The sequence below is a fragment of the Pseudoduganella sp. R-34 genome (assembly GCF_049904655.1).
Classification (GTDB): domain Bacteria; phylum Pseudomonadota; class Gammaproteobacteria; order Burkholderiales; family Burkholderiaceae_D; genus Rugamonas.
The window spans coordinates 2,272,046-2,286,218 of sequence record NZ_CP184572.1; the positions used below are offsets into that span (position 1 = coordinate 2,272,046).

Consider the following 14,173-nt stretch of genomic DNA (forward strand, 5'->3'; position numbering starts at 1 on the left):
AACTTGCAACTTTAGCATGATATAAAAAAAAACAGCTCGCACAGTACGAGGCTCCCGATCCGCCGGACTGGACGCGGCGGCGTGCGTCGGCTTCAGGCTTATGTGCCGGAGAGGGAATGCGTTGGAATGGATGAGACAGCGCAGCACAACTGGAAACGCGCTTGGCCTTCAGTTGCGGGATGTCTGGGGTGAGGAGTGAAATGCGGTGAGAGTGCCGATTGGTCCCCCGACTGGAATCGAAAAATGTCTTGGAGTCCTGATGTTTGCACGGTTTGATGTTTTGGTGGCGCGTTATCTGCCGTCATAGATACCGTCAGGCAGGGCTGGTGCTCAGCCTGGGGGAGTCTGCCTCTGCATTGCAAGCTCACGCGCTGTTCGCAAGATTTCTTCGCGCGCCCCTTCCTCCACATCGAAGTACAGCAAGATCACTTCGGCGAGGCGATCATCGGCACAGTAAAAGTATGCCGCTGGGACGTTCAATATGTTCGCCAAAGCCTCCGCAAAGCTGCCCGGAGGCTCATGAACACCGCTTTCATAACGGCTGATCCTCGCGCTGCTCGAATATGCTCAGAAAAAGGGCAAGCCATGGGACGATTACGATGACAAAACGCTCCAGTCTATGTATCGTGCTGGCAGCACGATCCGCGCCATGGCAACGCTGCTAGGTCGAGAAACCGGCGGGATTATTGCACGACTAGTCCTGCACAAACTCATCGATTCTCGCGAAGATGGTTTTGAGCTGCTGCGACGGCAGGACTCTATGGAGGCGAAGCAGAAAGCCAAGGAACAGCGAGAGAAATTGACTAACCGTTAGGATCATCTGATGCCATGACCCGACTCGCCGATCCCCAGGTATATACGTGCCCAGCCTGCGCTACGTACTTCACTCGCTCGGGCTTCAAGTCCATCAACTTCAGCGGCGCTCGTGACTGGTCGGATGGCGCGCCCACGTCATGGTGGTCGGTGGGACTTAGTCCCCTCATGCGATGCTCTTCGTGCGCTGCATTGATCTGGATTGACGATTTGCAACCGCTGGGCGTCAAGCCAAAACGTCCACATCCCATTGGCCCTGTCGAGCGGCTGTGGGCACGGTGGCTAGGTGATCCGAAAGGCCGGCTGGAAGAGGAGCGCAATTGGCTCCAGATTCCTGATGGATGGTTGGGCGCACAGGGCGCTGATGCCGTGTCGTTCGATGACGTCGTACACGTACTAGCCAACTCGGTCGGCATGCGCTCAGAGAGGCTCCTATGGCTTCGTAGGCGCATCTGGTGGTCATTGAACAATAGGTATAGAAATGGCTCGGTTGAAGTCCGTGTCCTTAATGCGCCTCACTGGTCTGAAGTTGAGGAGCTCGCAAATATGGAAGCGTTGCTTGATCTGCTTAATGCCCGCGCAATGACTGCGGCAGAACAGGTTCAGAAGGGCGAGATACTACGCCTTCTTGGCCGCTTTGAAGAAGCGGTGGCAGTTCTCAAAGCGGTACCACCAGATGGTCACAACGAAATCCGAGCGGTCAAGATAGAGCGGTTGGCTCAGCAAAGAGACCAACAAGTTCGGGCCCTTGGCGAAGAACTGCATTGAAAAGCACAGGTCTTGGCTTTCTTATGAACCGCCTGTGCCCAGGCTTAACCCATGGCACGCCGTGAGTTACAGTTCGTCCCCTAGTTAAGATGCTTGTGACATTTGGTGATTTTCTTTTCTGATCAAGATGGTATCTTGTCTTGCTTGGCGACCACATGACCCATGAGGCCAAATAACCGTTGGCTGGGCCGCTATCACCTACCGGGATAACGAGAACTATGCACATCGAGACCGTTTGGATTCGCAATTTCCGGCGTCTTAAAGACGCCCGCATCGACCTTGCATCGGATATTTCCATTTTCGTTGGTGCGAACAACAGCGGCAAGACGTCAGCAGCGCATGCGCTCCAGATGTTCACATCCTCAAGTAGGAGTCGATTTGCGCTGCATGATTTTAGTGCCGAATGCTGGGAAGAAATTAACGCATTTGGCGACGGGGTTGGAGGCGGGGCGCTGCCAACAATCTCCATCGACATCTGGTTCAACGTTAAGCCCGTTGACCTCCACCGAGTTGTGGATTTGCTCCCAAGTCTTGAGTGGCAGGGCGGTAGGGTAGGGATTCGCGTGGAGCTTGCTGCGACAGATGCAGCAGCGTTACGGACAAGTTTCCAGGAGGCGAGAGCGGCCGCCAGGCAGGCGAAAGTGCAACCGGCAGACCAAGCACCAGCGCAAGCGGATGCGCCGCCTGCCCCAGCGCTTGGTGGGGATGAATACGACCCTCTGCCACGTACTCTCTGCGACTTCTTATCAGATGGCACAGTTGATCGCCTGTGGCGGGATTTTGAGTTGCGGTATTACGTGCTGGACATTGCGCAATTCGACGGTAACTTAGAGCCTGTTGATGGATATACGCCTTTGCGTCTAATGTCCAACAAGGGGCGCAGCGGAAAAGATGTCCTTGCAAGCCTAGTCAAGGTCGATTGCCTGCATGCACAGCGCCATCTATCTGATTCCAATGGTGGCTCTCGATCCGAAGATCTTTCGCGTTGTTTAAGCCGCTTTTATGAGCGAAATCTCGAGAAGCGCGGAGAGGATCACGAAGCACAGCGTGCGTTGTACCAGTCCGAGACATTGTTGAATGATCATCTGGAACGTGTCTTTGGCCCGACGCTTGAACGTCTCGCCGATCTTGGCTACCCCGGCGTCAACAACCCCCATCTGCTAATAAGGACTGCCTTAAATCCTGCCACGCTTCTAAGCAGCCATGACGGTGCTCGTGTTCACTATGCAGTTGGCACATTGGCCGACGAGGAAGGGGTAGGTACCTTGCCTGATCGCTACAATGGGTTGGGGTTCAAGAATCTGATCTATATGGTCGTCGAGCTGCTCGATGTCCATGCCAAGTGGCTAGACATTGAGGAGAATCGCCCGCCGCTGCATTTGATTTTCATCGAGGAGCCTGAAGCCCATTTGCATGCACAATTGCAGCAAGTCTTCATCCGAAAGGTATTGGACCTCCTTACATTGCCGGAGGCAGATACACCACATTGCACCAGCCAGCTCGTCATCTCTACACATTCCCCTCATGTCCTTTTTGAGCGTGGATTTCGACCGATTCGTTATTTTCGCCGCACTGCAGATGTGAATGTTCAGCGTACCCAGGTTCTGAGCATGGCAGCGTTCTACGAAACCGCTAACGACCCTGCTGACCCTGGCGACCGGACCAGGGATTTCCTCGAGCGGTATTTGAGACTCACGCACTGTGACCTATTCTTCGCGGACGCCGCGATTTTGGTAGAAGGCAATGTTGAACGGCTCCTGATGCCGCAGATGATTGCGAAGGCAGCCCCTAGTCTGCAGTCGTCGTACTTGAGTATCCTGGAGATTGGTGGCGCATTCGGGCATCGGTTCAAAGGTCTCATAGATTTCCTCGGTCTCACCTCTTTGATCGTGACCGACATCGACAGCGTCCTTCCCCCTAACGTCGGTGCGGAGGCGGGCGAAGGTGAACTCGATGAGGATGATGCCGATGCCGAGCCTGCTATCGATGACGCGGGAGAAGAGGCAGAAGTAATTCGACGTGGCCGCAGTGCCTGTATGGTCCATGAGGCCGACGCACAAACGTCCAATCAAACGCTAGTGAAGTGGCTACCTGGGCGTAACACTATTGCAGATCTTTTGATTGCGACCGCTGAACAGCGAACGCAACTGCGAGGCGCTGCAGGTGGTGCGCTTGTACGTGTGTCATATCAGACGCCGGTTGAAGTGACGTGGCGAGGGGCAACGGAGAGTCGAACTGGCAGGACATTAGAAGAGGCGTTTGCATTGCAAAACCTCCAGTGGTGCCAGAATATAGAGCGCAAAGACCTCGGCTTACGAGTCAGAGGATGTAACAATTTGGACCTTGCCGGCATCGCTGAGAGCTTATATCGAAAAGTCAAGAATGCGAGTTTTCATAAAACTGATTTTGCACTTGCGCTGCTGGCGCAGGACCCCAACGCATGGACAGTGCCAAGCTATATCTCGGACGGGCTTCAGTGGCTGGAGGAACAGGTGGCTCCGATCCCACCTGCTGAAGCTGCGGCTCTGCGTGCTAACGTAGGACCCGTAGCATGACCAGCCGCGTCGGGCAGCCTGATACACAGGCAGATTTAGACCTCCGCGCTTGCCTGGATGCGCGACCACAACGCAGCTTCGTAATGGTTGCGGGGGCGGGTTCGGGGAAAACAACGTCGCTGGTAAAGGCGCTTGCCCACCTAAGCCAAACGCGACGAGCTGAATTGAAGACCCGGGGCCAACGGGTTGCCTGTATTACGTACACTGAAGTCGCAGTGAAGGAAATATGGGGTGACGTGGGCAGTGATGTGCTGTTCCATGTATCCACGATCCACAGTTTTTTGTGGACGGTGATCCGACCATTCCAGAGTAATTTGAAAAGATGGGTAGTCACGCGAATTCAAGAAAAAATCGCTGAGGCGCAAGAGCACCACGACAAACCCAGGACTCGTCCGGCGACGCGAGAGCAGTTGGTGAAAGATATCGCTCGATACAGGCATAACCTGGAGGTAGTCGATGGCCTGACGCATTTCGATTATGGAGCCGGCAGCGACTTTGGGCGCGGCATCCTTGGCCACTCTGACGTCATTGCGGCGGCGGTTCAGCTAATCGAAGAGAGTCAGCTTCTCCGAGACATCGTCGCAAGTCGCTACCCTGTCCTGTTTGTCGATGAAAGTCAGGATACTAGGCCGGACGTTGTTGCCGCTTTCCGACGCATATCTGAGACTACGCCGGTTGACTTCTGCTTGGGCTTCTTTGGCGACCCGATGCAGAAGATTTACATGGATGGTGCAGGTTCAATCGATCCTCTCGCCAACTGGCAGAGGATTACGAAGCCTGAGAATTTTAGGTGTCCGCAGCGTGTATTGCGTGTTGTAAATGCTGTCCGCCATCCGGGCGATGGATTAATTCAGACGCGCGGTCGGATGGCATTGGCCGATGGGATTGAAACGCCGGTTATAGGCTCGGCAAAAATCTTTGTGCTTAGGGCAGATGAGCACCGTTCAGCTAAAGTGGCAATGGTCCGTGAGTACCTTCAGCGGGTCCACCATGACGATCATTGGGTAAGTGGAGAGCCGGAATCGGATGTGCGGATGCTTGTAGTTGTACACCGCATGGCTGCGGCCAGGCTCGGCTTCCCAAGCCTCTATGCAGCCCTAAACGACAAGGCTCCCACAAGCATCAAGGAAGGATTGAAGGACGGCACGACGTGGCCGCTGCGTCCATTCTTGAACTATCTGTTGCCGTTGGCAACGGCTGTGCGGGAGCGTCGCAGTTTCGACGTGATGACCTTGCTGCGCGCCGAATGTTTTTCGCTAAGCGCGGCGGGCCTGGCAGGTGAGAACGCATCGGATGTTCTGAGAACGCTGCAGAACTCGACTGCGGAGCTTTCCCGTCTCATGCACGCGGATGAGACCACCCTCCGGGAAGTCCTTGTCTTCGCATCGAACGAGGGGCTGGTGCAACTTGACGAATCATGGGCGAAGTATCTTGGTGAAGATGCAGAAGGTCTCGCTGCCGACGATGACCCAGAGGTGCCGCCAGTGATCGCCTGCCTGGCATGTCCGGCGCGCGAGCTTATGGGGTATCGACATTACCTTGAAGACCTATCACCATTCGCGACTCAGCAAGGCGTCAAGGGTGCCGAGTTTGAACGAGTGCTTGTTTTGATTGACGATGAAGAGGGTAAGGGGCAGAAGCAGTTTTCCTACGAAAAATACTTCGGCATTGCCCCACGCTCCGAAACTGACGAAGAGAACATTGCGGCCGGTGTCGATAGCGTGATCGAACGTACCAGACGCCTATTCTATGTTTGCTGCTCTCGCGCGACTCGCGACCTCGCAGTTGTCATTTTTGTGCAGGACATCGATCTGGCCCGTGCTGCCATTGAAGCGGCGGGCTTATTTGATCCTGCGGACATCGTGGACGAAGGCGGTTTGGATGCCGCTCTAGCGACGTGAGAAATTTGAAGTAGGGGCTAGGTCGTCGTGGCCCGCGTGCTATTTATCCCTGGGAATGAGCAACTCGAATTTTCGTTCGATTCGATCCAAGACCTGCATGATCTCTGCGAAGCGCTCATTGAGCGCCTTTTGGGCGATGCAGTTGGGTTCGTTCTCCTTAGGGCATTCGAGGCCCCCATGGCGCGGCCCGTACGGTGCCTGGGTGATTCGAGCAGTTTTTTGAATGTGTAGGCTGATGCCACCGCTTATGGCAGCGACTGAGGTGTACTGTCAATAGTGGACACTCTCGTCTCAAGCTGCCAGCACTTCCTTGTTGAAGTCTGCCGCAAAGCGTGCCGGCGATTTGTAGCCAAGGCGCGAATGACGCCGCTGGCGGTTGTAGAAGATCTCAATGTACTCCGTAATGGCCGCCTGCGCTTCAGCCCTGCATGCAAAGCGACGATGATGAACCAGCTCATTTTTCAAGCTGCCCCAGAAGCTCTCCATCGGCGCGTTGTCGAAGCAGTTTCCCTTGCGCGACATCGAAGTCTTCATTCCGAATTGGTTCTGCAGTTTCCTGTATTTCTCGGCGCAGTATTGACTGCCGCGATCAGAATGATGGATCAATCCCGCCGCCGGTCTTTTGTTGCGCACAGCCCGCCACAAGGCTTGCGCCGTCAAGTCCTGCGTCATGCGTGGCCCCATCGCATACCCCACCAGCTCGCAGGTGAAAACGTCCTTCACGCCGGCCAGATAGAGCCAGCCTTCCTCAGTCGCGATGTAGGTGATGTCTGCCACCCAGGCTTCGTTTGGCCGCGTCGGCAGGAACGTTTGGTTCAACAAGTTCGGCGCGACCGGCATGTCATGCCCGGAATTGGTGGTGGCCTTGAACTTGCGCTTTTGTCTGCAGCGCAGACCAAGTTCTGTCCGCAACCTGGCGACGCGATCACGCCCGGCCTCAAATCCTTGCTCCTGGAGTTCAGGATGAACGCGCAGCGTGCCATAGGTTTCGCGCGATTGCTGATGCACGGCCTGAATCGCCACCTTCAGCTTGGCGTCCTCCTGAGCGCGGCGGGACGGCTTGCGCCCCTGCCATGCGTAAAAGCCGCTGCGAGAGACATTGAAGACCCTGCAAAGCAAATCCGTCGGGTATCCGTCGAGTCGCACCGACTTCATGAACGCGTACCTGGCAGCGACTCCCTTGCAAAGTACGCCGTTGCTTTTTTTAGCACTTCCTTCTCCATGCGTTCAACGGCCAATTCTTTGCGCAGCCTAGCCACTTCCGCTTCAAGCTCCGCCACGCTGCGACTACCGGGAGCAGCCCCAGTATCATTGCTTCGCTTTGCAGCGTTAGCCCAAGTCCCCAGTGTTCCCTTAGGAATGTCGAGCCGCTGCGCGGCTTCCTCCAGCGTCAGTCCCTGTGCGAGGACTAGTTTGACCGCCTCTGCCCGGAACTCCGGTGTGTATGTCTTCGATTTCATAAATGCTTCTCCCGTTGCTAAGTTTAACAAACGAGAGTGTCCGAAAAAGTCAGGTTACCTCAGACAACCCCGAGTATGGTGATGAACAAGCAGAGGAATTCCATGGCGTGCCTTGGGGTGATGACTTCACCATTGTTGCGGTGGAGTGGTAATTCGACCTTGGATCTGAATTCATATGAGCTGAAAAATTTCTAATCCACTACGCGAAAAAATTTTTGAAGGTAGGAATGTTCGGATGTCGCGAGTGGAGCGCGCTTTCTGCCCCCCTCCGGGGAGGGGGCGCTTCAGAGCCTTGTTCTGGTTATTTTGGCACATGAAAAACTAGGATAGTTAGCGTCATCTCGCGATTCGCATCCCCATTGCTGTGGAATATGTAGCGGAACCCGCTATCGTGTGGCCAATTGATGGCGCGCTTGAAGTTGCTGTGGGCCTTGGCGGTTGTGTCAATGCCAGCCAGGACCGTAGATGTCTCAATGCCTCTGTTGAAAACCAAGATCGCCAACTTACTGTCTCGCCACGTCGCGTAGTTAAGAAGTTGATCGATTGCTTGCGCAAAAGCCTTTGGTCCTTTCCAAAATTTACACTCGGCGATGAAGGCATTTCGGTCTCCCTCTCGGAGGAGAATGTCAGTCTTCCCGCTCATGTTGAAGGTCTCGCCAGTGACCTTGCCCTCAAATTGACCATTGAGTTGAACAAGGAAGTGTTGGCGTATATCTTCCTCCCCCATCGTTTTGAACGCTTCGGGGCTTCGTTCCATCACCAGCGCCATATCCTGCATGATCTTGAGAGCCTGTTCATACTGTTCCATTGGCCATGTGGGCTCTGGACGATACGGCGTGGACGCAGCAGGCGGTAGAGTAGGTACAGCCTTCTTGCGGCTCGCAGGAAGGGCGTAAGTTGTGGGGGCATCAGTGCGTCGCCTAATCGGGATGCCCAACGCCTCAGCGCGTTCAGACTGCGCCAATAGGCGCGCGCGGCGGCTATTGATTGCCTCTTCTGCCACGTTTGGTAGTTGGGCGTTGTGAGCGTCAATCATGGGCCTTTGCCAACCCAGGTGCTCTTCAACGTCTTTGAGGGTTCGATCCACGTTAGGTCGTACGTCTGCCGGTTGATCGGCCGGAAATTCAAATCGCAGTATCAGCTCATTATTTTGGATGACGCCGCGCGGCGGGTTCGATGACCAAGTATTGGCATGTGCATAGAAAAGCTCTGCTTCACCGTCAAATGGCACCCGCACCTCGACTCGCTCGCCAGGCACGAGCACTGGCCGACTGGTGTCGTCAATCCAGCGGCGGCTGTCATACCTTACGTCCACCTGCACCTCCTGGGTATCGGCGTACCATTCGTCGCGTTTCAGCGCAACGTGAGCAACTGAGTTTTTCTCCACAAGGTACTTCTTCAGTTCTTCGGGAGCGGTGTTGAGAAGTCGGTTGGCTTCTAGCGCATCGACCTCGACTCTTATGTTTTGCCGTGTCGCCTGCAGCATTTGGCTCAGGTCATTGGTGACGAAGAGGAGGCCCTTGCTCTTCGGGATGCTGTTATACATTCGCTGTCTCTCTCTTCAAGTTCTGTCGAAGTTTCCTGTTGTAGGAACCATCAAGTCTAGGCAGGATGCGGGCTTGCTGGGGACTCGGGTGATTTTTCGGGTGATTCAGCCCGCAACTCTGCCGATTTACATCGCTGCGAGCGCCAAGTTGACCTCGCTGATGACGAGAAATGCTGTCAGTGGCTGGGGAATCTGCTCAAGAGAGCAAAGCAGTGCCAGCGTGACAATCGCCGTGCCGCCGAGCTCTTTGTAGAGCTGCGTACGTGTGTTTGACGCAGCAGTTCGAATCTTCAATCCCAAGATCGCCTGCTGGTGCTCAAATTTGGAGTCCAGTGGGGTCAGCCCTAAGCGTTCGTTTAGCCCGGCTTCCACTAGGTCATCCATAACTTCCATTAGGGCGCTGGCCTGTTCGTCCGAAACTCCGGCTTGCCGCAGGCGTTCGAGCGTGCTCGTCGATTTGGTTTGCATGGTTGGCTCCTTTTCGGAAATTATTGCACAGCCCATGAGATTGATCACTGCGTTGCTGCTCAGGCTCAATGAGCTTTCCTTGTGCTACAGTTGCCTTTTAGTTACTTTATTTCACATGCGACTCGAAAAATTAACCGTTGGCAACTATAAGTCATACCTTGAGACCCAGTCTATTGAGATCGGTAAGGGATTCAACCTTTTCATTGGCGGTAATAATTCTGGTAAGACCACGGCCCTGGAAGCGCTTGATTTTCAGCTCGGCACGCAAGTACTACACCGTTCGCTATGGAATTTGCCCGCATACGGCGATGCGCCTTCTGGAAACAGTCGTTTAGGTGTGACGATCAGTACGTCAGTGTCGGAGTTGCGCGCACTATTTGGTAATCAAGTCGCAATCCCATTGCCTGACAACTATAACCACGGCATGACCAGCGGAGATCATGCGCGTGAAGCGTTCAATCGTATCCAAAATGATCCTCAATTGGCCATCACCTTGAACTTCGGAGGCGGCTTAGAGTCCTTCTCGGTGCGGTCGGCGTTGGGTGAGTCCAAGACAAAATTTACGAATTCCAATGACAATGTCCTGACGCTGAGCTTGAAGTTTAACGGTGGCGAAGAGCAGCCTTCAGAATGCAATGTCTTCAACTTTGGTGGGATTCCGGCGCAGCTTCGATTTGGTGATGCGTTCAGAAGGTTCTTCTATCGATTTTCTGCGCAGCGTTTCCCTGCGGCCCACGCTGGCTTCACAGGCATACCCCCAGTCTTGTCACCTGATGCTTCAAATTTGGCGTTCTGCCTGAGTCAATTGCAGTTAAATGACTCGCATGGTCATGAAACACTTTGTCGCCTCGTGCACAGAGTATTTCCGACCGTTCGATGGGTTCAGGCTCCTGCTGTCGCACAGAATCAATGGGAAATAAGATGTCTGCCTTGCATTCCGCAGGAGCGTCGCGATGACTTGGCGGTTCCCTTGAGTCAGATGGGCGCAGGTATTGGCAACGTTATTGCCATTCTTTACATCCTACTGACCTCGCGACATCCTCAAGTCATCGCAATTGACGAGCCGAATTCCTTCTTGCATCCCAAAGCGCTGCGTGAGCTCTTGCAAATCCTAGCCGCAGAAGGAGCACAGCACCAATACATTCTTACTGCCCACTCGGCAGATGTTTTGACTGCTGCATCTCCGACCTTTGTGACCGTTTTCTCGGCAGAGGATGGCCGAACCCAAGTGAAGCAGGTTAGGGGTGCGCAAGTTCAGGATCTACGTGGAGACTTGGCTGCGCTCGGTATTCGCATGACGGACTTGCATGGACGTGACAGTGTACTGTGGGTGGAGGGGCAAACCGAGGAACTTGTTGTCCCTGAACTTCTGAGGACATTCTGTCCAGGCATTGCCGCAGGCATTGCTGTACTTCGCGTTGAACACACCAGTAAATTCGACCGGACAGGGAAGGAGGTCAAGGAAGTCGTTGACGCCTATGAACGGCTCACTTCCCTGTCACTTGTACCTCCAGCCGTGGCAATTCTAATTGATACCGAAAAGCGTAAAGAAGGGGAGTGCCGCAAGTTGGAGCGTGACACCAATGGGCGACTACGGTTCTTGCCGAAAGCGATGCTTGAGAACTATGTCCTTCATGCCGGAGCTATAGTGGCCGTCCTCAATGCAGCAGGTGAGTCCTTGTCGGTCGAGGAAGTACAGGCTGCGTTGGATGCGGAGCTGGCGCTAGAGCACTCGGACGACGGTGCCAAAATCTTGAAGAACATTTTTGGATCGGTGAGCGAGGCGCGCGTGGAATTCAGAAAAACGACCCATACACCTCAGCTCTTTACCTGGCTTGTCCAGCGAGCGCCGGAACACCTTGATTTGTTGCGGACCTTCTTGCGCGAAATCCTACAATACAAGGACTCATAAGCTGCGTTGCCACTCCGTGAGCTGCCGCAAGAACGTTTTGCGGTGTTGACCGCTTCGGCGCATTGGCCTAAAGCCATTGGACCTTGGAGGCCACGTTCGATTTTGATGCGCCTGATGCGGAGCCGTTCGTTGGAGTTGGCAGCCAAGCGCGAGCTATATCGTAATTCATGGCAATGCCTGCAGGCCAGCACGCCAGCTCGGAAATACAATGCTTGATAATTTCCCTCGTGCGCGCGCGAGCACTTCAGGAGGGGACGTACTCGTCCACCAAGGCAAGCTACGGGCACGATGTCGATCAGCCATGCCCTACCACCAAGCATCGTTGCCAGCCTCGTCGGGGTGAGTTAATCCATGCGCCAATACTTGCCGGAAGCGAGAACCAACAGGTACATCCCGTCGCCATCGCTGTATTTGTCGCCACTTTTTTTGACTAGTTTGACCTGACGTACGAAGGTATCAGTGAGAGCCATGCGCTGTATCTGACGGTATAAGAAAGAGGGTGGTCGAGGCTGTACCGTCAAAAATGACGGTATCTCGATGCGATGACATGATATAGGCTGATACTGCGCAAGACAATAGGAATTGGCATTTCGCCAGTAATGGCGGGCTGTCTGCGAGTTGGTGAGATCGGGTGAGAGTGCTGTTTGGTCCCCCCGACTGGAATCGAACCAGTATCCCACGCTTAGGAGGCATGTGCACTATCCATTGTGCTACGGGGAGGACGCAAAGCGAGCGCAATTATAGCTGACAGGCTAGCAACAGGTAAAATGCTTGTTTTTCTGTCCCTATTTGCACCCCATGGCTGTCATTTCCTTAACATCTGCACAACTGGCTTTTGGCCACCACGCCCTGCTGGACCACGCTGAATTTTCCCTCGAGACTGGGGAGCGGGTCGGCCTGATCGGGCGTAACGGCACCGGCAAGTCCTCCTTGCTGAAAATTATCGCCGGCATGCAAAAGCTGGATGACGGCCTGCTGGTGATGCAGCAAGGCCTGAAGATCGTCTACGTGGAGCAGGAGCCGCAATTCGAGGCGGGCCATACCGTGCACGATGCCGTCGCCGCGGGGCTGGGCGAATTGCCGGCGCTGCGCAAGGAGTATGACGCGCTGACCAGCCAATTCGGCCAGGGCGACGATGACAAGTTGATGGAGCGCATGCACGACATCCAAGTCCTGCTGGATGCCGGTGATGCCTGGAACCTGGATAACAAGGTTGAAAACGTGCTGGGCCGCCTGAACCTGGATGGTTCGGTGCTGGTGGAAACCTTGTCGGGCGGCACCAAGAAGCGTGCCGCGCTGGCGCGCGTCCTGGTTGGCGCGCCGGACGTGCTGCTGCTGGACGAACCGACCAACCACCTGGACTTCAGCTCGATCCAGTGGCTTGAGAGCCTGCTGCGCGATTTCAAGGGCAGCATCCTGTTCATCACCCACGACCGCTCCTTCCTGGATAACGTGGCGACCCGCATCATTGAACTGGACCGCGGCATCCTGCTGTCCTACCCTGGCAACTTCAGCGCCTACCAGACGCGCAAGCAGGAGCAGCTGGCGATCGAGGAAGTGGAGAATGCCAAGTTCGACAAGGTGCTGGCGCAGGAAGAGGTGTGGATCCGCAAAGGCGTTGAAGCACGCCGCACGCGTAATGAAGGCCGGGTGCGCCGCCTGGAGCGCCTGCGCGAGCAGCGCTCTGCGCGCCGCGACCAGCAAGGCCAGGTGCGCTTGGAAGTGGGCACTGGCGAGCGTTCCGGCAAGATCGTGGCGGAACTGGAAAACGTCAGCAAGGACTTCGGCGAGAAGGTCATCGTGCGCGACTTCAGCGCGATCATCATGCGCGGCGACAAGGTCGGCTTGATCGGTCCGAACGGCGCCGGCAAGACCACGCTGCTCAAGCTGATCCTCGGTGAAGAGCAGGCTGACGCCGGCACCATCAAGCAGGGCACCAAATTGCAGGTGGCATATTTCGACCAGATGCGCGCGCAGTTGAACGACAATGCCACGCTGGCCGATACCATTTCGCCCGGCTCGGACTGGGTCGAAATCAATGGCCAGCGCAAGCACGTCATGAGCTACCTTGGTGACTTCCTGTTCGAGCCGCAACGCGCGCGCTCGCTGGTGAGTTCGCTGTCCGGTGGCGAGCGCAACCGCCTGCTGCTGGCGCGCCTGTTCGCCAAGCCTGCCAACGTGCTGGTGCTGGACGAACCGACCAACGATCTCGACATCGACACGCTGGAACTGCTGGAAGAATTGCTGGAGGATTACGCCGGTACCGTCTTCCTTGTCAGCCACGACCGCATGTTCCTCGATAATGTCGTCACGCAAGTGATCGTTGCCGAAGGGCAGGGCAAGTGGAAAGAGTATGTGGGCGGCTACAGCGATTGGGAACGCGTGCGCGACGCCAGCGTTGCCGCTGCACCCGCGCCGAAGAAGGCTGAAGCAAAACCCGCCGCAGCACCGGCCGCGCCCGCGGCACCGGCGCCAGCCAAGGCAAAAAAACTCAGCTACAAGGAACAGCGCGAGCTCGAAGAATTGCCGCAACTCATTGCCAAACTGGAAGACGAACAAACCGCGCTGAACCTCACGCTGTCCGATCCGGACTTCTATAAGAAGACGCCAGCGGAAGCGAAGCGCCTCAACGAACGCATTGCGCAGATTGAAGAAGAGCTGATGGCAGCGCTGGAGCGTTGGGAAGCAATCGAATCCCGCAACAACGTTTGATGTAACTCAATCCACTCTTTGCACTTTCTCACTTTCGT

9 protein-coding genes and 1 tRNA gene are annotated in these 14,173 nt (G+C 55.3%); 5 read left to right on the forward strand and 5 right to left on the reverse strand.

The genetic code is table 11. The features are described from left to right. Positions 1–330: 330 nt before the first annotated feature. Complete coding sequence (locus ACN9MW_RS10455; RefSeq protein WP_426172169.1) at positions 331–546, reverse strand: helix-turn-helix domain-containing protein; 216 nt, start codon at positions 544–546, stop codon at positions 331–333. 459 nt (positions 547–1,005) lie between these two features. Between ACN9MW_RS10455 and ACN9MW_RS10460 the strand changes: the two genes are divergently transcribed. The 3 genes from ACN9MW_RS10460 to ACN9MW_RS10470 all read left to right on the forward strand — a co-directional run bounded on the left by ACN9MW_RS10460 (position 1,006) and on the right by ACN9MW_RS10470 (position 6,037). Further along, a complete protein-coding gene (locus ACN9MW_RS10460) occupies positions 1,006–1,581 on the forward strand; it encodes a hypothetical protein (protein WP_426170521.1) in 576 nt (191 codons plus the stop codon). Positions 1,582–1,799: 218 nt separating this feature from the next. Beyond that, a complete protein-coding gene (locus tag ACN9MW_RS10465) occupies positions 1,800–4,136 on the forward strand; it encodes an ATP-dependent nuclease (RefSeq protein ID WP_426170522.1) in 2,337 nt (778 codons plus the stop codon). Beyond that, a complete protein-coding gene (locus tag ACN9MW_RS10470; RefSeq protein WP_426170524.1) occupies positions 4,133–6,037 on the forward strand; it encodes a UvrD-helicase domain-containing protein in 1,905 nt (634 codons plus the stop codon). The genes ACN9MW_RS10465 and ACN9MW_RS10470 overlap by 4 nt, the downstream gene beginning before the upstream one ends. 291 nt (positions 6,038–6,328) lie before the next feature. On the opposite strand, the gene ACN9MW_RS10475 is transcribed toward ACN9MW_RS10470, so the two are convergent. The 3 genes from ACN9MW_RS10475 to ACN9MW_RS10485 all read right to left on the reverse strand — a co-directional run bounded on the left by ACN9MW_RS10475 (position 6,329) and on the right by ACN9MW_RS10485 (position 9,511). Next, a protein-coding gene (locus tag ACN9MW_RS10475; RefSeq protein ID WP_426170526.1) for an IS3 family transposase occupies positions 6,329–7,497 on the reverse strand; the annotation gives its coding sequence in 2 pieces (ribosomal slippage) (positions 6,329–7,230 and positions 7,230–7,497; 1,170 coding nt in all). Positions 7,498–7,798: 301 nt separating this feature from the next. Continuing rightward, positions 7,799–9,043 (reverse strand): hypothetical protein, encoded by a 1,245-nt coding sequence (locus ACN9MW_RS10480; protein WP_426170527.1) that lies wholly within the window; start codon positions 9,041–9,043, stop codon positions 7,799–7,801. A 126-nt stretch (positions 9,044–9,169) separates the two neighbouring features. Then, complete coding sequence (locus tag ACN9MW_RS10485; protein ID WP_426170529.1) at positions 9,170–9,511, reverse strand: hypothetical protein; 342 nt, start codon at positions 9,509–9,511, stop codon at positions 9,170–9,172. Between the two features lie 34 nt (positions 9,512–9,545). Between ACN9MW_RS10485 and ACN9MW_RS10490 the strand changes: the two genes are divergently transcribed. Continuing rightward, positions 9,546–11,423: an AAA family ATPase gene (locus ACN9MW_RS10490; RefSeq protein WP_426170531.1), complete on the forward strand. Its 1,878-nt coding sequence runs from the start codon at positions 9,546–9,548 to the stop codon at positions 11,421–11,423. 645 nt (positions 11,424–12,068) lie between these two features. Here the strand turns inward: ACN9MW_RS10490 and ACN9MW_RS10495 are convergent. After that, positions 12,069–12,143: transfer RNA gene (locus ACN9MW_RS10495), tRNA-Arg, on the reverse strand. Positions 12,144–12,221: 78 nt separating this feature from the next. On the opposite strand from ACN9MW_RS10495, the gene ACN9MW_RS10500 reads away from it, so the two are divergent. Next, positions 12,222–14,135: an ATP-binding cassette domain-containing protein gene (locus ACN9MW_RS10500; protein WP_426170532.1), complete on the forward strand. Its 1,914-nt coding sequence runs from the start codon at positions 12,222–12,224 to the stop codon at positions 14,133–14,135. Positions 14,136–14,173: the final 38 nt, after the last annotated feature.